The organism is Streptomyces sp. NPDC056527 (genome assembly GCF_042794475.1).
Taxonomy (GTDB): Bacteria; Actinomycetota; Actinomycetes; order Streptomycetales; family Streptomycetaceae; genus Streptomyces.
Map to the genome: position 1 here is coordinate 15,917 of NZ_JBHTTQ010000010.1, position 22,252 is coordinate 38,168.

At 71.7% G+C, this 22,252-nt stretch carries 18 protein-coding genes; 12 read left to right on the forward strand and 6 right to left on the reverse strand.

All coding sequences use genetic code 11. The features are described 5' to 3' along the window. Positions 1-192: 192 nt before the first annotated feature. From ACFQ7Q_RS08160 to ACFQ7Q_RS08170, 3 genes are all read left to right on the forward strand, one after another. A complete protein-coding gene (locus tag ACFQ7Q_RS08160) occupies positions 193-1,176 on the forward strand; it encodes a helix-turn-helix domain-containing protein (RefSeq protein WP_383551222.1) in 984 nt (327 codons plus the stop codon). A gap of 81 nt (positions 1,177-1,257) precedes the next feature. Beyond that, positions 1,258-1,740: a DUF456 domain-containing protein gene (locus tag ACFQ7Q_RS08165; RefSeq protein WP_383551224.1), complete on the forward strand. Its 483-nt coding sequence runs from the start codon at positions 1,258-1,260 to the stop codon at positions 1,738-1,740. Positions 1,741-1,818: 78 nt separating this feature from the next. Continuing rightward, positions 1,819-2,220 (forward strand): PPOX class F420-dependent oxidoreductase, encoded by a 402-nt coding sequence (locus ACFQ7Q_RS08170; protein ID WP_383551226.1) that lies wholly within the window; start codon positions 1,819-1,821, stop codon positions 2,218-2,220. Here ACFQ7Q_RS08170 and ACFQ7Q_RS08175 read toward each other — a convergent pair. From ACFQ7Q_RS08175 to rsgA, 3 genes are all read right to left on the reverse strand, one after another. Next, positions 2,192-2,650 (reverse strand): GNAT family N-acetyltransferase, encoded by a 459-nt coding sequence (locus ACFQ7Q_RS08175; RefSeq protein ID WP_383551228.1) that lies wholly within the window; start codon positions 2,648-2,650, stop codon positions 2,192-2,194. The two genes, ACFQ7Q_RS08170 and ACFQ7Q_RS08175, sit on opposite strands and share 29 nt — an antisense overlap. Positions 2,651-2,654: 4 nt before the next feature. Then, positions 2,655-4,022 (reverse strand): bifunctional transcriptional activator/DNA repair enzyme AdaA, encoded by a 1,368-nt coding sequence (locus ACFQ7Q_RS08180; protein WP_383551230.1) that lies wholly within the window; start codon positions 4,020-4,022, stop codon positions 2,655-2,657. 141 nt (positions 4,023-4,163) lie between these two features. After that, positions 4,164-5,297 carry a ribosome small subunit-dependent GTPase A gene (gene rsgA, locus ACFQ7Q_RS08185; RefSeq protein ID WP_383551232.1) on the reverse strand — a complete coding sequence of 378 codons (1,134 nt, stop codon included), beginning with the start codon at positions 5,295-5,297 and terminating at the stop codon, positions 4,164-4,166. Between the two features lie 394 nt (positions 5,298-5,691). On the opposite strand from rsgA, the gene argG reads away from it, so the two are divergent. Together argG and ACFQ7Q_RS08195 are read left to right on the forward strand one after the other, a co-directional pair. Next, a complete protein-coding gene (gene argG / locus ACFQ7Q_RS08190; protein WP_383551234.1) occupies positions 5,692-7,146 on the forward strand; it encodes an argininosuccinate synthase in 1,455 nt (484 codons plus the stop codon). A 163-nt stretch (positions 7,147-7,309) separates the two neighbouring features. Continuing rightward, positions 7,310-11,218 (forward strand): hypothetical protein, encoded by a 3,909-nt coding sequence (locus tag ACFQ7Q_RS08195; protein WP_383551236.1) that lies wholly within the window; start codon positions 7,310-7,312, stop codon positions 11,216-11,218. Positions 11,219-11,285: 67 nt separating this feature from the next. Here the strand turns inward: ACFQ7Q_RS08195 and ACFQ7Q_RS08200 are convergent, their stop codons facing one another. Beyond that, positions 11,286-12,404 carry a molybdopterin-dependent oxidoreductase gene (locus ACFQ7Q_RS08200; protein WP_383551238.1) on the reverse strand — a complete coding sequence of 373 codons (1,119 nt, stop codon included), beginning with the start codon at positions 12,402-12,404 and terminating at the stop codon, positions 11,286-11,288. A 177-nt stretch (positions 12,405-12,581) separates the two neighbouring features. On the opposite strand from ACFQ7Q_RS08200, the gene ACFQ7Q_RS08205 reads away from it, so the two are divergent. Continuing rightward, entirely contained in the window at positions 12,582-12,980 is a 399-nt protein-coding gene (locus ACFQ7Q_RS08205; RefSeq protein WP_383551240.1) for a VOC family protein, read from the forward strand. Here the strand turns inward: ACFQ7Q_RS08205 and ACFQ7Q_RS08210 are convergent. After that, positions 12,917-13,651: a helix-turn-helix domain-containing protein gene (locus tag ACFQ7Q_RS08210; RefSeq protein WP_383551242.1), complete on the reverse strand. Its 735-nt coding sequence runs from the start codon at positions 13,649-13,651 to the stop codon at positions 12,917-12,919. The genes ACFQ7Q_RS08205 and ACFQ7Q_RS08210 overlap by 64 nt on opposite strands. A 106-nt stretch (positions 13,652-13,757) precedes the next feature. On the opposite strand from ACFQ7Q_RS08210, the gene ACFQ7Q_RS08215 reads away from it, so the two are divergent. Then, on the forward strand, positions 13,758-15,188 hold the full coding sequence (locus tag ACFQ7Q_RS08215) for a hypothetical protein (RefSeq protein WP_383551244.1): 1,431 nt from the start codon (positions 13,758-13,760) through the stop codon (positions 15,186-15,188). Positions 15,189-15,207: 19 nt separating this feature from the next. Here ACFQ7Q_RS08215 and ACFQ7Q_RS08220 read toward each other — a convergent pair whose 3' ends face one another. Then, entirely contained in the window at positions 15,208-16,323 is a 1,116-nt protein-coding gene (locus ACFQ7Q_RS08220) for a YihY/virulence factor BrkB family protein (RefSeq protein ID WP_383551246.1), read from the reverse strand. A gap of 17 nt (positions 16,324-16,340) precedes the next feature. On the opposite strand from ACFQ7Q_RS08220, the gene ACFQ7Q_RS08225 reads away from it, so the two are divergent. The 5 genes from ACFQ7Q_RS08225 (at position 16,341) to ACFQ7Q_RS08245 (ending at position 22,245) form a co-directional block, all read left to right on the forward strand. Continuing rightward, the gene (locus ACFQ7Q_RS08225; protein ID WP_383551248.1) at positions 16,341-17,978 is read left to right on the forward strand and encodes an acyl-CoA dehydrogenase family protein; all 1,638 of its coding nucleotides are present in this window, start codon (positions 16,341-16,343) and stop codon (positions 17,976-17,978) included. A 294-nt stretch (positions 17,979-18,272) separates the two neighbouring features. Beyond that, complete coding sequence (locus tag ACFQ7Q_RS08230; protein ID WP_383551250.1) at positions 18,273-19,592, forward strand: GAF domain-containing protein; 1,320 nt, start codon at positions 18,273-18,275, stop codon at positions 19,590-19,592. A 58-nt stretch (positions 19,593-19,650) separates the two neighbouring features. Continuing rightward, positions 19,651-20,220 carry a GNAT family N-acetyltransferase gene (locus ACFQ7Q_RS08235; RefSeq protein WP_383551252.1) on the forward strand — a complete coding sequence of 190 codons (570 nt, stop codon included), beginning with the start codon at positions 19,651-19,653 and terminating at the stop codon, positions 20,218-20,220. A gap of 117 nt (positions 20,221-20,337) precedes the next feature. After that, a complete protein-coding gene (locus ACFQ7Q_RS08240; RefSeq protein WP_329125294.1) occupies positions 20,338-20,421 on the forward strand; it encodes a putative leader peptide in 84 nt (27 codons plus the stop codon). 126 nt (positions 20,422-20,547) lie between these two features. Continuing rightward, the gene (locus ACFQ7Q_RS08245) at positions 20,548-22,245 is read left to right on the forward strand and encodes a nitrite/sulfite reductase (protein WP_383551255.1); all 1,698 of its coding nucleotides are present in this window, start codon (positions 20,548-20,550) and stop codon (positions 22,243-22,245) included. Positions 22,246-22,252 lie beyond the last annotated feature (7 nt).

Consider the following 22,252-nt stretch of genomic DNA (forward strand, 5'->3'; position numbering starts at 1 on the left):
CCTTTGTCCGGAGGCTGTTGGTGCTGCGGTGTCGCCACATTGGCAGAGGTGAGGGTGGTGCAGGGATGATGTGCGCGGCGGGAATGCGTCGTGGCCGATTCCCGCCAAAGCACCGACGGAACGAATGCGTCCGGTTAACGTCCCGGGAATGTCCGGGACGTCCCAGGACGTCCGGCGAGGGGTGGGGCAGCGATGCTGGGAGCGATAGGTCTCGACGAACGGCAGGAGTCGGCGTACCGCGCGCTCGTCGCGCTGGGCGCGGCCGAGGTGACGGATCTCGCGCACCGGCTCGCCCTGCCCGAGACCGACACCGAGCGGGCGCTACGACGCCTGGAGTCGCAGGGGCTGGCCGCACAGTCCTCGGCTCGGACCGGACGGTGGGTCGCGGCGCCGCCGGGGGTGGCGCTGGGGGCGCTCCTCACCCAGCAGCGCCACGAGCTGGAGCAGGCGGAGCTGGCGGCGGCGCTGCTCGCCGAGGAGTACCGCGCGGAGGCGGCGGAGCCGGCCGTCCACGACCTGGTGGAGGTGGTGACCGGCGCGAGCGCCGTCACCCACCGCTTCCTCCAGCTCCAGCTCGGGGCGACCGAAGAGGTCTGCGCGCTGGTGACGGGCAAGCCGATCGCGGTCACCGGGATGGAGAACGACGCGGAGGAGCTGGTGGCCGGGCGGGGCGTGTCCTACCGCGTGGTCATCGAGCGGGAGGTGCTGAACCTGCCGACGGGGATCATCGAGCTGTCGGCCGCGCTCGGCCGTGACGAGCAGATCCGCGTGGTGGACCGGGTCCCCACCAAGCTGGTGGTCGCGGACCGGGCCCTGGCGATGGTGCCGCTGACGGGCCGCGGGGCGGAGCCGGCGGCGCTCGTGGTGCACTCGAGCGGGCTCCTGGAGTCCCTGATGGGTCTCTTCGAGGCGGTCTGGCGCGACGCGCTGCCGCTGCGGCTCGGGGCGGGCGCGCAGGTCACGGAGACCGAGGTGCCGGGTCCCGACGTGACGGACCTGGAGATCCTCTCGCTGCTCCTGGCCGGCATGACGGACGCGAGCGTGGCCAAGCAGCTCGATCTGGGCCTGCGCACGGTGCAGCGCCGTGTGAAGGGCCTGATGGAGCTGTCGGGCGTGACGACCCGGCTCCAGCTGGGCTGGCACGCGTACGAGAAGGGGTGGGTCGCGCGGGGGTGACCCCGCGCGCGGGTGGCCGTCCGGCCCCCCGTACGTACCCTGCGACCTGCGAGAAGATCATCGGTCCTGCACGCTTGGCAGATGGGTGTGTGGCAGCTGTTGCTCGTTGCGATGGTCATGCTGCTCGGCCTGTTCGGGGTGTTGGCTCCCGGCGTGCCCGGGCCGTGGCTGGTGTGGGCGGCCATGCTCTGGTGGTCCTTGAACGAGCAGAGCGGGCTCGCCTGGATCCTGCTCGTCTCCTCGACGGCGCTGCTCCTGCTCACCCAGGTGGTCGTGTGGCAGCTGCCGCCGCGCCGGATCCGCGGCGTCGGGATCACCCGGCGGATGGTGACCTATGCCGGTGTCGGCGCGTTCCTCGGCTTCTTCCTGATCCCCGTGCTCGGCGCGATCCCCGGTTTCATCGGCGGCATCTACCTCTCGGAGCGGCTCCGCCTCGGCGGCCACGGCCAGGCCAGGGCCTCCACCCGGACGGTGATGCGCGCGGCCGGGACGAGCATCCTCGTGGAGCTGTTCTCCTGCCTGCTGATCGTCGGGGCGTGGTTCGGCGCGGTGATCTGGGGCTGAGGTCCTAGGCCCTGCGGGACGCGGGCCTAGGACGGATCGCCGATGCACCGGGCCCGGTCGGCGCGCGACCCTGGTCCCATGAGGGATTTCGAGGGATTCAGCGAGGACGAGCGCGCCTATCTGCGGACCCAGCGGCTGGCCCGGATGGCCACGGTCGATCCCGACGGCCAGCCGCAGGCCAACCCGGTCGGCTTCTTCCCACAGGAGGACGGCACGGTGCTGGTGGGCGGTCTCGCGATGGGCCGCTCGAAGAAGTGGCGCAACCTCCAGGCGAACCCCAAGGTGGCGCTGGTCGTCGACGATCTGGCGAGCGTGCGGCCCTGGCGGGTGCGCGGGGTGGAGATCCGTGGGGTGGCGGAGCTCCTGGTCGGACCGCACGAGCTCGGCCCGCACTTCAGCGAGCAGGTCATCCGGATCCACCCCCGCAGGATCCACAGCTGGGGCCTCGGCTCTACTTCGGAAGATCGATCTGGTACCTGATGAAGCCGGTGTTCCGGGCCACCTGGTCGTAGAGCCGGCGGGCGGTGACGTTGGACTCCTGGGTGTTCCAGTAGACCCGGTCGCAGTCCCGCTCCCGCGCCCACTCCGTCACGGCGGCGATCAGGGCGCGGGCGACGCCCCTGCCGCGCGCCTCGGGGTCGGTGAACAGGTCCTGCAGGTAGCAGACGTCCGGACCCGAGGTGTTGGGGTGGACGAAGAAGTGGGTGAAGCCGACGATCCGGCCGTCGAGCCGGGCCGCCAGGGCATGCAGCCGGGTGCCGCCCCGGAAGGCCGTCCAGGCCCGCTCGTACATGGCGGCCGGCTCGCTGCGGCCGTAGAAGTCGATGTACGCGCGGAAGAGGCGCTCCCAGGCGTCCCGGTCGTCCGGTCCCAGCGGGTCGATGCGGACCTGGTGCTCATTGCTGATCATGAGCTCATTCTGCCGGGGCGGGGGCGAGCTCCCGATACCTGAGGGCGTACGACCGCCAGGGCCGCCAGGCTTCGGCGTCCGGGGTGCCCTCGGGGGCGACGTCGGGGTCGCCGAGGGCGCGCATCCGGATGAGGGCGGCCTGCCCGGCGGTGATGCCGGGAACGGTCCGCAGGGCGCGTTCCGCCTCGTCACGGTCGGCGCCCGGATCGAGGCGTACGGCCCCGGTGGCGAGCGCTTCCGCGAGGGGCCCTGCGACAGGGTGGGCGGTCAGTGCGGCGGGCTCGGGAAAGACGTGGGTGAGGGTGCCGCAGGCGCTGTCCAGCGGCGTGCCGTGCGCCGACACCAGCCGCGCCGCCTCCTTCGGGCCGACCACGGTCCGTACCGCGAACTCCACCGGATCGGCGGCGCCCGGCGACCGTACGCCGGGACGGGCCGCGACCCGGGCGGCGAGTGCGGGGTCGGCGCCGAGGCGCTCGGCGACGGCGTAGGGGTCGGCGTCCAGGTCGAGCAGGCGGCGCAGCCGCTGGACGGCGGTGGTGAGGTCGCGCAGATCGGTGAGGTGGATCCGGGCCTCCAGCCAGGGCCCGGCGGAGCGCTCGTCGACGGAGACGATGCCGGTGCCGTACGGGAGGCGGAGCGTACGGCGGTAGGTGCGGGTGCCGGGGGTGCCGAGCACCTCCTCGACGTGGGGCAGCGCCTCGGCGGCGAGCAGGTCGAAGACCTCGCGGGCGGCGTAGGGGCCTCGGTGGGCCAGCCGCAGCGGCACCCCGGCGGCAAGGGCTGTGCGGGGTCCCGCACCGGTGCCGGACTCGGTGCGCAGTTCGGAGGGGGTGCGGGCGTAGATGCGTCGGATCGTGTCGTTGAACTGGCGCACGCTGGCGAACCCCGAGGCGAAGGCGATGTCCGTGACCGGGAGCCCGGTGGTCTGCAGGAGCAGCCGGGCGGTGTGGGCCCGCTGGGCGCGGGCGAGGGCGACGGGGCCGGCGCCGAGCTCGGCGGTGAGCTGCCGCTGGACCTGCCGGGCGCTGTAGCCGAGGCGCCCGGCGAGACCGGGCACGCCCTCCCGGTCGACGACCCCGTCCCCGATCATCCGCATGGCGCGCCCGACGACGTCGGCGCGGACGTTCCACTCGGCCGACCCGGGCACGGCGTCGGGGCGGCAGCGTCGGCAGGCCCGGAAGCCGTGGCCCTGGGCGGCGGCCGCGGTGGGGAAGAAGGTGACGTTCTTCCGCTTGGGCGTCACGGCGGGGCAGCTGGGGCGGCAGTAGATCCCGGTCGTCTCGACGGCGAAGAAGAAGGCGCCGTCGAACCGGGCGTCGCGGCTGCTGACCGCCTCGTACCGGGTGTCCTCGCTGGTGTCGTGGTCGCTCACGCATCCAGTGTGCGGGACCTCCGGATGCCCGGCTGGCGGTTTTCGGACACCGCGCTGCCCCGGCGCTCCCCTGCCGGACGACCGGCCCGGACGGCCGGAGGCGGCCGTCCGTACGCGATCACCCGGGTCACCCGGCCTGGGCTACCAGCCGTTGCGCGAATCCCGCGCGCGACCGCCGCGCTTGATCTCCATCGCCGCACGGCCCTCCGCGCCCTTGCGCTTCCAGTCCTTGAGCCTCTCGGCACGGAGCCGGGCGTCCGTCTTGGCGACGATGCGCTGGTTCTCGCGCAGGAGCTTGCGGTAACTCTCCAGGCGGCGCACCGCCAGCGAGCCGTCCTCGACCGCCGCCGTCACGGCGCAGCCCGGTTCCGCCTCGTGGGCGCAGTCGTGGAAGCGGCAATCCTCGGCCAGCTGCTCGATCTCGGAGAACACCTGGCCGACGCCGGTCTCGGCGTCCCAGAGCCCGACACCGCGCAGACCGGGGGTGTCGATGAGGACGCCGCCCCCGGGCAGCACGAGCAGGTTGCGCGTGGTCGTGGTGTGGCGTCCCTTGCCGTCCACGTCACGGGCGGCCTGGACGGTCATCACGTCCTCGCCGAGGAGGGTGTTGGCCAGCGTCGACTTGCCGGCGCCGGAGGCCCCGAGCAGCACGCTGGTCCCGCCGGACACGACAGCGGCGAGCACGTCGAGCCCCTCGCCGGTCTGCGAGCTGAGCGGCACCACCTGCACCCCCGGCGCCACGGACTCCACGTCCTCCACGAGGTAGGAGAGGCCCACCGGGTCGGGGACGAGGTCGGCCTTGCTGAGCACGACGAGCGGCTGCGCGCCGGACTCCCAGGCCAGGGCGAGGAAGCGCTCCACGCGGCCGAGGTCCAGCTCGACGGCGAGCGAGACCGTGATGATCGCGTGGTCGACATTGGCGGCGAGGATCTGCCCCTCGGACCGCTTCGACGAGGTGGACCGCGCGAACGCCGTGCGGCGCGGCAGCAGCGTCCTCACGTACTGGGGGTCGCCGGCCGCGTCGACGGCGACCCAGTCCCCCGTGCAGACGACCCTCAGCGGGTCGTGGGGAACGACGAACTCGGTGTCGCCACGGACGATGCCGACAGGGGTGATCACGTCGCACTGACCGCGGTCGACCCGCAGCACACGGCCGGGCAGCAGACCCTGCGCGGCGTACGGAGCGAACGCGTCCGCCCAGTCGTCGTCCCAGCCGTACGGGGCGAGCGTGTGCGCGGAGGTGGAGAGGGATGCCTGAAGAGAGGCGAAAGACAAGGGGGGACCCTTCACAAGGGTGGCCCCGGCACGCGTCGTACGGACGCGGAAGTGAGGAAGGTCAGCCGGCGGCCACGGAGGTGGAGTTGATGAACTTCTGAATGAGGGCAGAGCCCGTCGTCATGACAGCCATCGGTCACACCTCCTGGTTCGCGCAGAGCGGCTTGTCACGGCCGGCACACCGGCCGGTCCGCAAGAACGATCACACCTTAACGAGGCTCCCCCCGGAAGCGCCACGTATTTTCTTCGCCTTCTCGGAGACGGCAGGAGGAGCACCCGGACGTACGCCCTGAAGTGGCGGAAGAAGGGGCCGGGCCGTCACCGTGGATGGTGCGGCGTCGGTTCGGAAGACCCCGCGGTTGCATGATCATGCGGAATCCTGCATACTCTTCCTATGTCCAAGGTCCTCACCTCCCTTCCCGCCGGCGAGCGCGTCGGCATCGCCTTCTCGGGCGGTCTCGACACGTCCGTCGCGGTCGCGTGGATGCGCGACAAGGGTGCCGTCCCGTGCACCTACACCGCCGACATCGGCCAGTACGACGAGCCCGACATCGCCTCGGTGCCCGGCCGTGCGAAGACCTACGGCGCCGAGATCGCGCGCCTGGTCGACTGCCGCGCGGCGCTGGTCGAAGAGGGCCTTGCCGCGCTCACCTGCGGGGCGTTCCACATCCGCTCCGGCGGGCGTGCCTACTTCAACACCACCCCGCTCGGCCGCGCCGTCACCGGCACGCTGCTGGTCCGGGCGATGCTCGAGGACGACGTCCAGATCTGGGGCGACGGCTCGACGTTCAAGGGCAACGACATCGAGCGGTTCTACCGGTACGGGCTGCTCGCCAACCCGCACCTGCGGATCTACAAGCCCTGGCTGGACGCGGACTTCGTGACCGAGCTCGGCGGCCGCAAGGAGATGTCGGAGTGGCTCGTCGCCCACGACCTTCCCTACCGCGACAGCACCGAGAAGGCGTACTCCACCGACGCCAACATCTGGGGCGCCACCCACGAGGCCAAGACCCTGGAGCACCTGGACACCGGCGTGGAGACCGTGGAGCCCATCATGGGCGTGCGGTTCTGGGACCCGTCGGTCGAGATCGCCACCGAGGACGTGACGATCGGCTTCGACCAGGGCCGCCCGGTGACGATCAACGGCCAGAAGTTCGACTCCCCCGTCGACCTGGTCATGGAGGCGAACGCCATCGGCGGCCGCCACGGCATGGGTATGTCCGACCAGATCGAGAACCGGATCATCGAGGCCAAGAGCCGCGGCATCTACGAGGCGCCCGGCATGGCCCTGCTGCACGCCGCCTACGAGCGTCTGGTCAACGCGATCCACAACGAGGACACCCTCGCCCAGTACCACACCGAGGGACGCCGGCTCGGGCGGCTGATGTACGAGGGTCGCTGGCTGGACCCGCAGGCGCTGATGATCCGCGAGTCCCTGCAGCGCTGGGTCGGCGCGGCCGTCACCGGCGAGGTGACGCTGCGACTGCGGCGCGGCGAGGACTACTCGATCCTCAACACCACGGGCCCCGCGTTCAGTTACCACCCGGACAAGCTGTCCATGGAGCGCACCGACGACTCCGCGTTCGGTCCGACGGACCGGATCGGCCAGCTCACCATGCGCAACCTCGACATCGCCGACTCGCGCGCCAAGCTGGAGCAGTACGCCGGGCTCGGTCTGATCGGCACCGGCCACCCCGCCATCGGCGCCGCCCAGGCGGCCGCGGCCGGGCTGATCGGCACCATGACGGAGCTGCCGGAGGGCGGCGCCGAGGCCATCGCCTCCCGTGGCGAGGTCGCCGAGGACGACGAGATGCTGGACCGCGCCGCGATGGAGTTCGGCACGGACTGACCGGCTCACGAAAGAAGGCCGGCTCGACGCCCCATGGCGTCGGGCCGGCCTTTCGCCTGCCCGGCCCGGCCGACCCCTGTTCCTCACGCCATGGCATGGTCACGACTGCGAACTGTCCGTAGCATTCGCGTCACACGTGCAACATGGTTCTCGGAGTCGGGGGATGTCCATGGACGAGCGGCGCCAAGTCCTGCTGGCGGACGAGCTGCAGGCGTGGGCCGGCGAGCGCGGCAATGTGTACCGCTCGGCGAGGGACATGGTCGTCGTCCACGGCGGCGTGACCGAGCACCATCACGAGCACTACCACTCCGGTGGCGAGTCCAGGTCCAGGACCTCCTCGCCCTCCGAGGGCGAGGAGTGCCCCTACCCCGGACTACGGGCCTTCGACACCCACGAGGCCGAGTGGTTCTTCGGCCGGGAAGCCCTCGTCAGCAGGGTCATGAACCGCCTTGAGCTTTGCGTGCGCGACCACAGCCCGCTGGCCGTCGTCGCGCCTTCCGGCGCCGGCAAGTCGTCGCTGCTCCGTGCCGGGGTTCTCCCGGGGCTCGCCCAGGGGCGGTTACCGGGTTCCCGGCACTGGCCGCAACTGCTGCTGTCCCCCACGGCCGAGCCACTGGCGGCGCTCGCGTCGGGGCTCGGCCGGCTCACGGACGCCGAACCGGCACGGGTCACCGAGGAGATGGAGGCCGGCCGGCTCACCTCCTTCGTACGCGAACGGCTGGACCTCTGGTCGGACCGCCGGTTCGTGCTCGTCGTCGACCAGCTGGAGGAGCTCTTCACCCTCTGCCAGGACGAGTCCGTCCGCCGCCGCTTCGTCGAGGTGCTCGCCGAGCTGACGGGTGCGCCCCCGGCCGAGGGCGCGCCCGGCGAGGAGACCCCCGTCGCCCTGGCCGTCTACGGACTGCGCGCGGACTTCTACGGCTCCTGCAGCGCCTTTCCGTATCTGCGCGACGCTCTGGTGAAGCGTCAGGTCATCGTCGGGCCGATGAGCGACGACGAGGTCCGCCGGGCGGTGACCATGCCCGCCGAGAGGGCCCGTCTGACGCTCGCGCCCGGTCTCGTCGACGTCGTCCTGCGCGACCTCCGCGGCACCGCGCCCCGCGACGAGGGCGCCTACGAGTCCGGACGGCTCCCTCTCCTCGCGCATGCGCTGCGGGCCACCTGGCTGGAGCGCAGGGGCGACACGCTGACCGTGGACAGCTACCGCGACAACGGCGGCATCGACGGCGCGGTGGCGGCCACGGCCGAGGAGGAGTTCGGGAAGCTGACCCCGTCCGCGCGGCGGGCGGCACGGCAGATGTTCCTCGGCCTCGTCAGGATCGGCGAGAACGGCGAGGTGACCCGCCGCCGGCGGACCCGCGCCGACCTGCTCCTCGCCGCCGCCGACCCGAGTGAGGTGCCCGATCTCGCGGAACGCTTCACCCGCGCCCGGCTGCTCACCCAGGGCGTGGAAGGGCGGATGGGCACGGTCGTCGTCGAGGTCACGCACGAAGCCCTGCTCTGGGCGTGGCCACGACTCCGCCGCGGCTGGATCGGAGTGGGCAAGAGCGGCATGCCGGTACGGCAGGAGGTGGAGGAGGCGGCTGTGGCCTGGGAGCGCGGCGGTCGCAAGGACGCGACGGCGCTGCACGCGGGGGCCAAGCTCGTGCTCGCCCGATCCTGGGCCTCGGAAGCGAGCCCCGAGGACCTCACGCCTCTGGTCACGGAGTTCCTCGCCGCCTCCGAGCGGCAGGAGCGCCGGGGCCGCCTGATCCGACGCGGCGCGGTGACCGCCGTCTCCGTACTGGCGGTGCTGGCCATGGTCGCGGCGACGATCGCGTTCCAGAAGAGTGGTGAGGCGGTCGAGCAGCGCGACAACGCCATCTTCGACCGGGTCAGCGCCGAGGCGGACCGCCAGCGGGAGACCAACGGCGCGCTGGCCGCGCAACTCGACCTCGTCGCCCATCGGATGCGTCCGACGGAGCGACTGAACACTCGGCTGACGACTGCGGCGACCTCGGTGCTGCCCTCGACCCTGCCGGGCCAGTTCGGCACGTCCCCACCGGTCGCGTTCGGCCCGGAAGGACGGGTGGCCACCGGCGGGAGCTCCCTGCGGTTCTGGGACGCCAAGGACGCGGCCCGCCCGGCATCCCTGGCCGACGAACCCGGCGCGGGAAAGGGGATCGACGCATCCGCGATCGCGTACAACGCGAAGGGCGACCTGCTCGCCCGTGGCGACACGGACGGCAAGGTGCAGCTCCTGGACGTCTCCGACCCGAAGCGGCCGGTGGCTCTGAACGCTCCGTGGTCGTCTGCCCAGCGGGGCATCGTGCAGAGTCTGCAGTTCAGCCCCGACAGCCGGACCCTGGCCGTCGTCGTCACGGACAACAGCGGCAGCGAGACCAGCGGGACCGTCTACCTGATCGACGTCAGCGATCCGCGCCGTCCACGAACGGTGAGCACGGTGGTGGCCGCCGAATGGCAGCTCGTCACGTCCGTGGCCTACAGCCGTGACGGCCGCACGCTCGCCGTCACCGGGGGTACGGGACGCCCCGGCAGCGACCGCAGACTGCTCGTGCGGCTGTGGAACGTGTCGGATCCGGCCCGGCCCAAGGCGCTCGGCGGCGAGCTGGGCGAGCATTGGGGCATCGTCCACAAGGCGGCGTTCAGCCCCGTCGCCGCGGTGCTGGCCACCGCCGGAGGTGACGGAAGGGTGCGGATCTGGAACGTGTCCGACCCTCGTCGGCCGAAGTTGACCAACACCTTGTTCCCCGGGACGACGGTCACCTCGCTCGCGTTCAGCGCGGGCGGCCATCTGCTCGCCGCCGGGGACAACTCCGGGAACATCAACATCTGGAACATGGGAGACCCCGCACAGGCCAGGTGGGTCGTCCCGACCCTGCGGGGGCACGACACGCTCGTCATGCATCTCGCCTTCGCCCCGACCGGGCTCACGCTCGTCAGCAGTGGCGGGGACGGCAAGGTTCATCTGTGGCGGCTGCCCACGGGCCTGTCCGTCCTGGGCGGCGGCCTGGCGGCCGAGGCGCTGGCGCTGACCGGTGACGGGCGACTGCTCGCGGTGGCTTCGGGCGCCAACGTCTCGCTGTTCGACCTCTCCGACCCGACGTACCTGAAGTACGTCGGTGGACTTACGGGGTCCTACGGCACGGTGTCGTCCGTTGCCTTCATGCCCCGCAAACGCGGCTCGTCGGCGGCGTCGGAGAAGAACGTGCTGGCCACCGGCGGCTGGCGCGGCGACGTCCGGCTGTGGGACGTGTCCGCCCCCACTCGGCCGGTGGCGATCGGCAACTCGCTGCCAGGGCAGACGAAACCGGTCTCCGCACTGGCCTTCGGCGCCGACGGGACCACTCTGGTCGCGGCGTCGATGAACCTCGACGGCGGTTACTACGGTGGCCTCCGCGCCTGGAACGTGGCCGATCCGGCGCGCCCCGCCCCGCTCGGCGGCGAGCTGGACGGCGACAAGCGGGCGACCAAAGGTCTGGCCGTCGCAGGCGGGTCGGGCCACGTCTACTCGGCAGAGGCATACGGCGACGTCCGGGCCTGGCGAACGGGCGAGGGAACCGCTCCGGTCAGCGAAGGCAGCCGGCTCGACTCCAAGGTGGCCATCTCCCTCGACGTCCATCCACGTGCCCCGCTGGTCGCGACAGGCGGTGGGGACAGCCGGATCAGGCTCTTCGACGTGTCCCAGCCGGCCTTCCCGAAACCCGTCGGCAAGCCGCCGCTCAGCGGCGGCGCGGTGTGGAGCGTCGGCTTCGCCCCGGACGGGACCATGCTCGCGAGCGGCAACTCCGTCGGCCAGATCCGGTTCTGGAACATCTCGGATCCCGCTCGCATCACCGCGTACGGTCTGCCCGTCATCGGGCACAACGGATCGGTCAACGCGCTGCGGTACACCCCGCGTGGCGATGTGCTGGTGACGGCCGGTCAGGACGGCACCGTACGGCTCTGGCAGACGGATCCGGCCCGCGCCCGCGCGATCCTGTGCGCGTCGACGCGATCGGCGATGAACCCCGACGTGTGGAAGGAGTTCGTGTCCCCGGCCCTGCCCTACGACCCGCCCTGCGGCAAGTGACGGGTCCGATGGGTGCCCTGACCAGGGAGCCGTACTCCGTCCAGGAGCCGTCGGGCGCCCGGTCGCCTCAGACGACGACCACGTCGACCGCCGCCACCGGGTTGCAGCCGTAGCCCTGGGCGTTCCACGGCGCCCGCGGCGGCTGGATGTCGCCGTGCGCGTCGGTCGCCCGGGCCAGCAGCCGGTACCGGCCCGGCCTCCGGGGCGTCCACCGGTACGACCAGCCCGTCCAGGCGTACGGCCCGGTCGGCTCCTCCAGGTCGGCGTCGTGCCAGTCCGCGTCGCCGGCGAGCTCCTCTCCCGGGCGGTTCTCGTCTTCGTGCTCCGCCCGGACCTCGACCCGTCCCACGGCCAGTCCGGCGCCCGACCACGCCCGGCCGCGTACGACGGTCTGCATGCCGCGCCGGAGGTCGTCGTCCGGTTCGGGCGCACTGATGAACGACTTGACCCGGATGGCCCCGACGGGCCCGTCCGGTGTGCCCCGCGACGTGACGTACACGTACTCCTCGGCCTGGAAGACGCCCGTGAAGGGTTCCGTGACGGCCCTCGCCTCGACCAGCCATTTCACGTCGGCGACCGCGTACCGGCCGGGGACGACGAGGCGGACCGGGGCACCGTGCTCGGGCGGGAGCGGCTCGCCGTTCATATGGGTTGCGAGGAGGGTGTCCGGGTGGAGGGCCTCGGCGAGCGGGAGGCTGCGTTCGAAAGCCGCCGGCCGGCCGTGCACGGTACCGGCGTCTGCCCCGGCGAAGACGAACTCGACCGTCTCCGGCGCGATGCCGGCGCGCTCGGCGACCAGGTGGAACGGAACGCCCGCGAACCGCGCGCAGCCCACTGCCCGTTGGTCCCAGGGCAGTCCCGGCGGGCGGGGGCTCATCAGGGCGCGGCCGTTGCCGGCGCACTCCAGGACGACGTCGAACTCCCGGCGTCCGAGGCGTCCCAGGGCGAGCAGCTCCTCAAAGCCGAGGGTGGTCGGTGCGGTCACCGCCCCGCCGATCCGCAGCTCCCAGTCGGAGAGCGCCGTCCGCGGCACCCCGAAGTGGTCCCGTACGAACAGCGCGTCCGCGGGAGTGACGCGCTCGGTCAGCGCGGCCCTCGGCGTCTGGGCGTTGTACGGGTCGGTGGTCACCGTCTCGGGCGCCCAGACGGTCGCACCGGGCCCACGTGGAACGGCCGATGCGGTCATGACGGCACCTCCGTCAGGCACGGTTCCGTTCCAGCGTACGTCCGGCCGGGGCACCCCACGAGGCCGGGAGGCGCGAGCGGGACCACGGCGAGCGGTGCCGCCCGCCGGGCCCGTCGCCCCGCCCGCGCGTCCGATTCGTACAAGACCCGCGATTCCCCGTCTGCCTACGGTGCCCCCATGAACACACCACGTCTCGACGTCATCGGCCTCGTCGTCTCCGACATGGCCGCCTCACTCGCCTTCTACCGCCGGCTCGGCCTGGAGATTCCCGTCGAGTCCGACACCGCGCCCCATGTGGAAGCCGACCTGCCCGGCGGGATGCGGATCGCGTGGGACACGGAGGAGGTCATCGCCTCCTTCGATCCCGGCTGGTCCCGCCCCCAGGGCGGCGACCGGATCGGGCTCGCGTTCCGCTGTGACTCTCCGCGGGACGTGGACGCCGCCTACGAGTCGCTGGTCTCTGCCGGGTACCGCGGGCACCTCAAGCCGTGGGACGCGGTGTGGGGGCAGCGCTATGCCGTCGTGCTCGACCCGGACGGCTGCGGGGTCTCCCTCTTCGCCCAGTCCGAGGCATAGGCGGACGGCGTCGTGCCGGCCAGGGCCCGGGTCTCGCGTGCCAGGTGGGCCTGGTCGACGCAGCCGGCCCGAAGAGCCGCCTCGGCGTACGGCAGCCCCGCCCTGACCAGGGCGAGCGCGCGCTGGAGGCGGAGGATACGCGCCAGGGTCTTGGGCCCGTAGCCGAACGCGTCCAGTGACCGCCGGTGCAGCTGCCGGGCCCCGAGCCCGACGGCCTCGGCGGTCTCGGCGACCGGTCGGCCCGCCCGGAGCCGCTGTACGACGGCACGGAGCAGCAGGTCGGGAGCGGGGGCTTCGGTGGCCCGGTGCAGCGCGAGGGCTTCGAGCCCGGCGGCGGGGTCGGGCGCGTCGGCGACCCGCTCGCCGAGCCTGCGCGCCCTCGCCTCTCCCCACAGCGCCCCGAGCTCGACCCGCCTGTCGCGCAGTTCGCTCGCCGGTACGCCGAGCAGCGCGGGCGCGTCACCGGGCGCGAAGCGGATCCCGGCGTAGCGGCCCGCCCCGCCCTCGGGGACGTACGCGAAGGTGTCGGGTCCCGCGACGAGCAGCCGGCCGTCGCACCAGATCACATCCATGCAGCCGTCGGGCAGCACGGGCACCGGTGGCGCCCCGACGCGGGGCGTCAGGCTCCAGAGGACGGCGCCGTCCAGGCGCGCGGGACGTTCCTGGTACACGCTGCCGAGGGTAGTCCGCCGGACGGGACCGGGTGTGGCCGGGAGGTCACGCCCGGTCGGCGTACCAGGGCGGGCGCTCCGACGCGCCGGGGCCGAACCTGGAGTCATGCACCTGCCCAGAGTGGTGGTGGAACCACCGGACAAGCGCGGTCTGCGACCGGTCCGCCTGGGTGATCAGGTGGTCGGCGCCGCCTGGTCGGCGCGCGAACTCAGGGACATCCTCGTCCGCGAGGGCTTCCCGGCGGACATGGACCTCGACGACCGCGCGCTGATCTGCTGGCGCGAGGCCGGGAGCGACACCTGGCCCGACCGGAGACGCGACAGACTCGTGACCGCCGCGGCCATGGCGGCGGGCCTGGTCATGTCGGGCGCCGTCCTCATCGTCATCGGCAGCGAGGACGCCTTCGGTGCCCTGACCTTCGCGTCGCGGGTGACCGGCTTCCTCTTCTTCCTCGCGGGTCTTCTCCAGTTGGCGGCCGCTCTCGCGGTACGGGACTACTGGGGCAAGCGGAACCTGCGGTACTCCGGCCTGCTGGTCATGGTGGGCGTTCTCATCGCGCTGCAGGTCCACACCATGCTTCTGACCCTCTGGTTCGAGGAGATGGAGTTCACGCCCTGGATCCTCACCTACATGCCGCTGTCGATCTGGGCGATCTGGGCGACGTGGATCGTCATCCGGGAGAAGGCCTGGCAGGGCATCCCGCACCCCCGGAAGGTCGCCGCGGGCGTGCTCGCGACCGCGCTGCTCGCCGCCGCGAACTTCGCCTACTCGGCGGCGTACCAGCCGTACGCGGCACACGTCCAGGTGACGCTCAGCGCCAAGTTCGGCAAGCCGGAGCTGGACCCGAGGGAGCCGGTGATCCACGTCCCGGTGACCTTCTCCCTGCAGAACACGGGAAAGGTGCCCGTCAGCGTCATCAGCAGCGTGTTCTGGGTGAAGGGCAGAACCTCGCAATTCACCGGGGACGCGAAGAAGCTCGCCGGGGCCACGGAGGACGTCGAGGAAACGGCGGACAGCGAGCTCTACGCCGGACTGCCGACACGGCGCCTGCTCGCGACAGGGCTGATCGTCGATCCCGGGGACTGGTTCGATCCGGGGACGGGCCAGGTCGAGAACGTGGTGGTGCAGGTGCCCAAGGGAGCCGACTACGAGAGTCTGGAGGTCGACGGGGACATCACCGTGCTGAGGAAGGACCGCGGACGGGTCGACGACGCCTTCGTGTACCCCCTGCACTCCTGGTGGGAGGGAGAGACGGACATGGTCGAGTGTCCGGAGGAATGCGGGGACTACGTCTTCTACATGGGCGAGCTGACCCACAACAACAACATCATCAACGTGACGCGGAAGCAGCGCTATGTCGTCGCGATCCGGCTCCTGGGCGAGGATTCGGACATGTACGCGGCCGTCTCCCCGCTCAACGCGCATGGAAGGGTGTCGGGCTGGAACCTCGATCCCGATGACAAGTACGGAGTCGAGACGATCCTGACCGGAACCGTCGTCATCCCCTTCGCCACCGTCCTCAAGACCGCCGCCTGAGGCACCGGCCTTCTCCGCCCTAGTCCTTCTCCCAGCCCGAGTGCAGGCGCGACTTGACGTCGTCCGGAGGCAGGAACCGGGACCAGCGCTCGGGGAACTCCGACGGCATGTCCGGGTCGTCCTCGTCGACGTCGTCCGCCTCCGCGCGCAGCCGGGCGACGAGGTCGGCGGCCTGGGCGGCGCGGGCGCGGTCGCTGGCCTCGCGGGCGGCGGCGGTGGCCACGGAGGGCCAGACACGGTCGATCGCCGCGTTCACCGCCGCGCCGACGAGCACGGCGAAGGCCGAGATGCCGATCCAGAGCAGGACGGCGATGGGCGCGGCGAGCGAGCCGTAGATCGTGGGTCCCTCGACCTGGCTGGTCAGATAGATCCGCAGCAGGAAGCTGCCGAGCACCCACATCCCGAGGGCCACCAGCGCGCCGGGGATGTCCTCGATCCACGGGGAGCGGACCGGGACGGACACGTGGTACAGCGTCGTCAGGAAGGCGATGGAGAGCAGGATGACGACCGGCCAGTAGAGGACGGCGACGACTTCCGTGCCCCACGGGATCAGCTCCACCACCCGGTCCGGGCCGACGACGGCGAGCGGCAGGACGACCGCGCCGATGAGCAGCGCCACGAGGTAGAGCAGGAAGGCGAGCAGCCGGGTCTTGACGATGCCGCGGTGTCCGTCGAGCCCGTACATCACGGTGATGGTGTCGATGAAGACGTTCACGGCGCGCGAGCCGGACCAGAGGGCGATGGCGAAGCCGAGCGAGATGAGTTCGGGGCGTTGGCCCTGGGTGACGTCGTCCAGGAGGGGTTTGGCGATGTCCCGTACGCCGCGGTCGGAGAGGACCGTTCCGGCGGCGCGGAGGATGTTCTCCTGGATGCTCGCGACGGTGTCGGTGTTGGTCCAGTCGTCGGCGTAGCCGAGGAGCGCGATCAGACCGAGCAGCAGCGGGGGAAGGGACAGAAGGGTGAAGAACGCCGCTTCGGCGGCGAGGCCGAGGATGCGGTACTCGATGCACGAGTTGACGGTGTCCTTCAGGAGCAGCCAGACCATCTTCCGCTTCGAGACGTTGCGGTAGAGGACTCGCGCCCGGTGGAGTCTGCTCCTGGGCCGCCGCTCGGGTGTTTCGTTTGCTGCCTGCACCTCCTTACCGTATCGGCATGGCAGCCACCACCCACACAGTGACCAACCAGGCTCCGCCCCTGGTGGGATACGACGCGTACACGTCCGACCGGGCCCTGACGGAGGCCGTCGAGCGTCATCTTGCGCCGGAGATCTTCGCGGAAGCGCGCGAGGAGCTCGTCGCCCAGGGCCGGTCCGCCGGGTCGGCGCAGGGGCAGAAGTGGGGGACCCTCGCGAACGAGAACCCGCCGCTGCTGCGTACGCACGACCGGTACGGGAACCGGATCGACGAGGTGGAGTTCCATCCGGCCTGGCACCGGCTCCTGGGGCACTCGGTGGGTGCGGGTCTGACCGATGCCTGGGGCCGTCCGGGTGGTCATGTGCGCCGGGCGGCGGGGTTCATGCTCGCGACGCAGACCGAGGCGGGGCACGGCTGCCCGCTGTCGATGACCCATGCCGCGGTGCCCGCGCTGCGGACGGACCCCGCGCTCGCCGCCGTATGGGAGCCGCTGCTGACCTCGCACGCGTACGAGGAGGGGCTGCGGCCGCCCGGTGAGAAGGCGGGGGCGCTGCTCGGGATGGGGATGACGGAGAAGCAGGGCGGCAGCGACGTACGGGCGAACACGACGGAGGCGCGGCCGCTGTCCGGGGCCGGCGAGTACGTGCTGACCGGGCACAAGTGGTTCTGCTCGGCGCCGATGTCGGACGGCTTCCTGGTCCTCGCCCAGGCCCCGGGAGGGCTGAGCTGCTTCCTCGTGCCGCGGGTCCTGGAGGACGGTACGCGCAACGCGTTCGCGATCCAGCGGCTCAAGGACAAGCTGGGGAACCGCTCGAACGCCTCCGCCGAGGTGGAGTTCGACGGGACGACCTGGGCGCGCCGGGTCGGGGACGAGGGGCGCGGGGTCCGCACCATCATCGGGATGGTGGCGGCGACCCGGCTCGACTGCGTGCTGGGTTCGGCTGCGCTGATGCGGCAGGCGCTGACGCAGGCCGTGCACCACTGCGCGTACCGCGGCGCGTTCGGCGGTCCGCTCGTCGACAAGCCGCTGATGCGTAATGTGCTGGCCGATCTGGCGCTGGAGTCGGAGGCGGCGACGGTGCTCGGGATGCGGCTGGCGGCGGCGTACGACGCCGACACGGAGGCGGAGCGCGCTTTCCTGCGGATCGCCGTGCCGGCGGCGAAGTACTGGGTGACGAAGCGGTGTACGCCGATGGTGGCGGAGGCCCTGGAGTGCCTGGGCGGCAACGGCTATGTGGAGGAGTCGGGGATGCCGCGGCTGCTGCGCGAGTCACCGCTCAACTCGATCTGGGAGGGCTCCGGCAATGTGCAGGCGCTGGATGTGCTTCGGGCGTTGCAGAGGGAGCCGATGGCGCTGAACGCCTTCCTGACGGAGGTGGGGAGGGCGCGGGGCGCGGACCACCGGCTCGACGGGGCGATCAAGGGGACGCTGACCGAACTGGCCGACCTGGACGGGATCGAGGGGCGGGCCCGGCGGCTCGTGGAGCGGATGGCGCTGGTGCTCCAGGGTGCGCTGCTGGTGCGGTGGGCGCCGGCGGAGGTGGCGGACGCGTTCTGCGCCTCGCGGCTGGGCGGCGACCGGGGCTCGGCGTTCGGGACGCTGCCGACCACGCTGGATCTGCGGGCGGTGGTGGAGAGAGCGCGCGTGGAAGCCTGACCCCTCGGGCGCACGCCCCCGGCGCGCGCGAGTAAAGCTGAGCCGCGCGCGCCAGGGGTGGACCCGAAAAAGGGTCGGCACGCGCGGAAAAGCCGAGGGTGGTGCTGCGCCGACACGGCACCACCCTCCGCTCGCACCACCCTCGTGTACGAGAGCGGTTGCGGCCAGAGTTGCAAAGGGTTGCAGGATTACCCGAAACGCGCTCTGCCGGACGGCACGGGGCGGCACGATGGGCACCACGACCCGGGAATGCAGCAGAACCGATACAGCACTGCAGGTGGCTGGGAGAGACCGATGAAGAACACTCAGCTGAACAACACTCGGCTCGACATGAAGCGGCTGTCCACCATGGACGCCGCCCAGGCGACCCGACTGCTGCACCGGGTCCGGGAGGAGACGCTGGCCGGACGCGTCCCTCCGATCGCGCCCCGTCCGGTCATCGACGCCTCCTGGCAGCGGATGTTCCGGCTCGGCCTCGACCCGGACCAGACCACGAGCAGTGTGCTCCTCCAGCGCGACGAGCTGGAGGAGCGGCGGCGGTCGACGGTGCTCGGCGAGGTGATGCGCACCCTGAGCACCGGGCTCGCGGGGATCGCGGACGCCTCGATGCAGATCATGGTGGTCACCGACGAGCAGGGCCGGGTGCTCTGGCGGGAGGGCAACTCCTCGGTGCTGCGGCAGGCCAACGGGATCTGTCTGGAGGAGGGCGCGGCCTGGACCGAGCACACCACCGGCACGAACGCGGTGGGGACGGCGCTGGCGATGCGTCGGGCCGTCCAGGTCCACTCGGCCGAGCACTACGTGCAGACGCTCCACAACTGGACCTGCGCCGCGGCGCCGGTCCACGATCCGCGCGACCAGCGACTCCTCGGGATCGTGGATGTGAGCGGTCCGGCGTCCAGCTTCCATCCGGCGACGCTGGCGCTGGTCGGCTCGGTGGCGCAGCTCGCCGAGGCGGAGATGCGCGACCGCCATCTGCGGTCGATCGAGCGGCTGCGCTCGGTGGCCGCGCCGATCCTGTGCCGGGTGGGCGGCCGGGCGGTGGCGGTGGACACGCACGGCTGGACGGCGGCGGTGACCGGGATGGCGCCGGTGGACCGCTTCGCGCTGCCGAAGTCGTTCCGCGCGGGGCGCACCTGGTTGCCGTCGCTGGGGATGTGCGCGGTGGAGCCCCTGCCGGGGGGCTGGCTGCTGCGGGTCGAGGAGGAGACCCGGGCGGCGGCCTCGGAGGCGCGGGCGGCGAGCCGGGTGGTGCTCGATCTGAGCCGGCCGCGCCGCTGGACGGTGGCGGTGTCGGGCGCGGCGGGCAGCTGGACGCAGGAGCTGAGCCCGCGCCACGCCGAGCTGCTGTACGTCCTGGCCCGGCACCGCGACGGGCGGACGGCGGCGGAGCTGGCCGAGGACGTGTTCGGCGACCGGACGAGGACGGTGACGGTACGGGCGGAGATGTCGCGGGTCCGCCGCAATCTGGCGAGCGTGCTGGCACACCGCCCGTACCGCTTCAGCGAGGAGGTGGAGGTCGAGATCGTCGCCCCGGCCCACCCGGCCGACCTCCTGCCCCACTCGACGGCCCCCGCGGTCCGGACCGCCCGCACGGGGCCGACGCCGGTGTGAGGGGTCCCGCGGGAGGACCCCTGTGGGATCCGGACGCTCCGCATGATGCGATGGACGTATGAGCATCACTCTCACCACCTGGTCCCTCGAACAGACCGCGCCGTCCGACCTCCGGCCCTCCCCCGTCCCCGAGGGCGACGAGGTCACGATCAAGCGGGCCGAGGTGCCCTCTCCCGAATACAGCCGCTTCCTCTATACGGCGGTCGGGGCTGACATCCGCTGGAACGATCGGCTGTCGCTCACGTACAAGCAGTGGCTGGAGATCGTCGAGAAGCCCGGGGCCGAGATCTGGGTCGCCTACGACCGGGGCACACCGGCCGGATACGTCGAGCTCGACCCGCAGGACGACGGTGTCGTCGAGATCGTCTACTTCGGACTGATCCCGGCCTTCCGCGGGCGCCGGATCGGCGGCCATCTGCTCTCGTACGGTGTCCAGCGCGCCTGGGACCTGGCCGACCGCTGGCCGGACCGCGAGGAGACGCGCCGGGTGTGGCTCCACACCTGCTCGCTGGACGGACCGCACGCGATGGACAACTATCTGCGGCGGGGCTTCCGGCTCTTCGACACCAAGGTGGAGGAGGTCGAGGAGTCCGAGACGCCCGGCCCCTGGCCCGGCGCACACGCCTGACACCTTCCTGACCAGCCGAAAGTGACCCACGGCACACCGTCTCGCGATGCGGGACGGTCGTGTCCACATTCCGGACGAAGCTGGACTGGGTCCAAAGTCCCGTGACACGCTTCCGTCATGTCTGGAACTGGAATTGCCTTGGTGAGTCGGCGGCACGTCGACCTCGGCCGCATGTCCAGCGCCATGTGTCCGGTGCGCTGAGAGAACCAGCACCGCCGCGATCTCCCTTTCTGACCCACCCACTGCGCACCGTCGCGCCGTCCCCTGACCGCAGCACGAGTGTGCAGGTCAGAGCCGCCCTCCCGCAGTCCCGAAGGACAAAACGCCATGGCCGCCACCCCCGAAAACCCCGCACCCGCAACGCCCCGCCGCAAGGTGAGCCGTCACCGTGGCGAGGGTCAGTGGGCCGTGGGGCACTTCACCCCGCTGAACGGCAATGAGCAGTTCAAGAAGGACGACGACGGTCTCAATGTGCGGACACGTATTGAGACGATCTACTCCAAGCGTGGATTCGACTCCATCGACCCCAACGACCTGCGCGGCCGTATGCGGTGGTGGGGCCTCTACACCCAGCGCAAGGAAGGCCTCGACGGCACCAAGACCGGTGTCCTGGAGCCGGAGGAGCTGGACGCGGAGTACTTCATGCTCCGGGTCCGTATCGACGGCGGCCGGCTGACGACCGAACAGCTGCGGGTCGTCGGCGAGATCTCGCAGGAGTTCGCGCGGGGCACCGCCGACATCACCGACCGGCAGAACGTCCAGTACCACTGGATCCGCATCGAGGACGTCCCGGAGATCTGGAACCGCCTGGAGGCGGTCGGTCTGTCGACCACCGAGGCCTGCGGTGACACCCCGCGCGTCATCCTCGGCTCCCCGGTCGCCGGGATCGCCGAGGACGAGATCATCGACGGCACCCCCGCCATCGACGAGATCTACCGCCGGATCGTGGGCAACAAGGACTTCTCCAACCTGCCCCGTAAGTTCAAGTCGGCCGTCTCGGGCTCGCCGCTGCTCGACGTGGCGCACGAGATCAACGACATCGCCTTCGTCGGCGTGAACCACCCGGAGCACGGCCCCGGCTTCGACGTCTGGGTCGGCGGCGGTCTCTCCACCAACCCCAAGCTGGGCGTCCGCCTCGGCACCTGGGTCTCGCTCGACGAGGTCCCGGACGTCTACGAGGGCGTCATCTCGATCTTCCGCGACTACGGCTACCGCCGGCTGCGCACCCGCGCCCGCCTGAAGTTCCTCGTCGCCGACTGGGGTCCCGAGAAGTTCCGCCGGATCCTGGAGGACGAGTACCTGAAGCGGAAGCTGACGGACGGGCCCGCCCCGGCGCAGCCCGCCGGCCAGTGGCGCGACCACGTGGGCGTCCACAAGCAGCAGGACGGCCGCTACTACGTCGGCTTCGCGCCGCGCGTCGGCCGGGTCGACGGCACCACGCTCACCAAGATCGCGGAGATCGCCGAGGCGCACGGTTCGGGCCGGGTCCGTACCACCGCCGAGCAGAAGATGATCGTCCTGGACATCGAGGAGGGGCAGGTCGAGTCGATCGTCTCCGCCCTCGAGTCCCTGGACCTGCGGGTCAACCCCTCGCCGTTCCGGCGCGGCACGATGGCCTGCACCGGCATCGAGTTCTGCAAGCTGGCGATCGTCGAGACCAAGGCGCGCGGCGCCTCGCTCATCGACGAACTCGAGCGCCGCATCCCCGAGTTCGACGAGCCGATCACCATCAACATCAACGGCTGCCCCAACGCCTGCGCCCGTATCCAGGTGGCGGACATCGGTCTCAAGGGCCAGCTGGTCCTCGACGACGAGGGCAACCGCGTCGAGGGCTACCAGGTCCACCTGGGCGGCGCCCTCGGCCTGGAGGCCGGCTTCGGCCGCAAGGTCCGTGGCCTGAAGGTCACCTCGGCCGAGCTGCCGGACTACGTCGAGCGGGTCCTCACGCGCTTCCAGGAGCAGCGCGAGGACGGCGAGCGCTTCGCCACCTGGGCGGCGCGCGCCTCGGAAGAGGCCCTTTCGTGAGCGCTGG

What these genes read in the sequence shown, in the direction of transcription:
- ACFQ7Q_RS08225 (WP_383551248.1), top strand. Translation starts at nt 16,341, where the DNA reads ATGGCAGCCACCACCCACACAGTGACCAACCAGGCTCCGCCCCTGGTG.
- ACFQ7Q_RS08170 (WP_383551226.1), top strand. Translation starts at nt 1,819, where the DNA reads ATGAGGGATTTCGAGGGATTCAGCGAGGACGAGCGCGCCTATCTGCGG.
- ACFQ7Q_RS08200 (WP_383551238.1), bottom strand. Translation starts at nt 12,404, where the DNA reads ATGACCGCATCGGCCGTTCCACGTGGGCCCGGTGCGACCGTCTGGGCG.
- ACFQ7Q_RS08195 (WP_383551236.1), top strand. Translation starts at nt 7,310, where the DNA reads ATGTCCATGGACGAGCGGCGCCAAGTCCTGCTGGCGGACGAGCTGCAG.
- argG (WP_383551234.1), top strand. Translation starts at nt 5,692, where the DNA reads ATGTCCAAGGTCCTCACCTCCCTTCCCGCCGGCGAGCGCGTCGGCATC.
- ACFQ7Q_RS08215 (WP_383551244.1), top strand. Translation starts at nt 13,758, where the DNA reads ATGCACCTGCCCAGAGTGGTGGTGGAACCACCGGACAAGCGCGGTCTG.
- ACFQ7Q_RS08205 (WP_383551240.1), top strand. Translation starts at nt 12,582, where the DNA reads ATGAACACACCACGTCTCGACGTCATCGGCCTCGTCGTCTCCGACATG.
- ACFQ7Q_RS08165 (WP_383551224.1), top strand. Translation starts at nt 1,258, where the DNA reads ATGGGTGTGTGGCAGCTGTTGCTCGTTGCGATGGTCATGCTGCTCGGC.
- ACFQ7Q_RS08175 (WP_383551228.1), bottom strand. Translation starts at nt 2,650, where the DNA reads ATGATCAGCAATGAGCACCAGGTCCGCATCGACCCGCTGGGACCGGAC.
- ACFQ7Q_RS08240 (WP_329125294.1), top strand. Translation starts at nt 20,338, where the DNA reads ATGTCTGGAACTGGAATTGCCTTGGTGAGTCGGCGGCACGTCGACCTC.
- ACFQ7Q_RS08235 (WP_383551252.1), top strand. Translation starts at nt 19,651, where the DNA reads ATGAGCATCACTCTCACCACCTGGTCCCTCGAACAGACCGCGCCGTCC.
- ACFQ7Q_RS08230 (WP_383551250.1), top strand. Translation starts at nt 18,273, where the DNA reads ATGAAGAACACTCAGCTGAACAACACTCGGCTCGACATGAAGCGGCTG.
- ACFQ7Q_RS08245 (WP_383551255.1), top strand. Translation starts at nt 20,548, where the DNA reads ATGGCCGCCACCCCCGAAAACCCCGCACCCGCAACGCCCCGCCGCAAG.
- ACFQ7Q_RS08160 (WP_383551222.1), top strand. Translation starts at nt 193, where the DNA reads ATGCTGGGAGCGATAGGTCTCGACGAACGGCAGGAGTCGGCGTACCGC.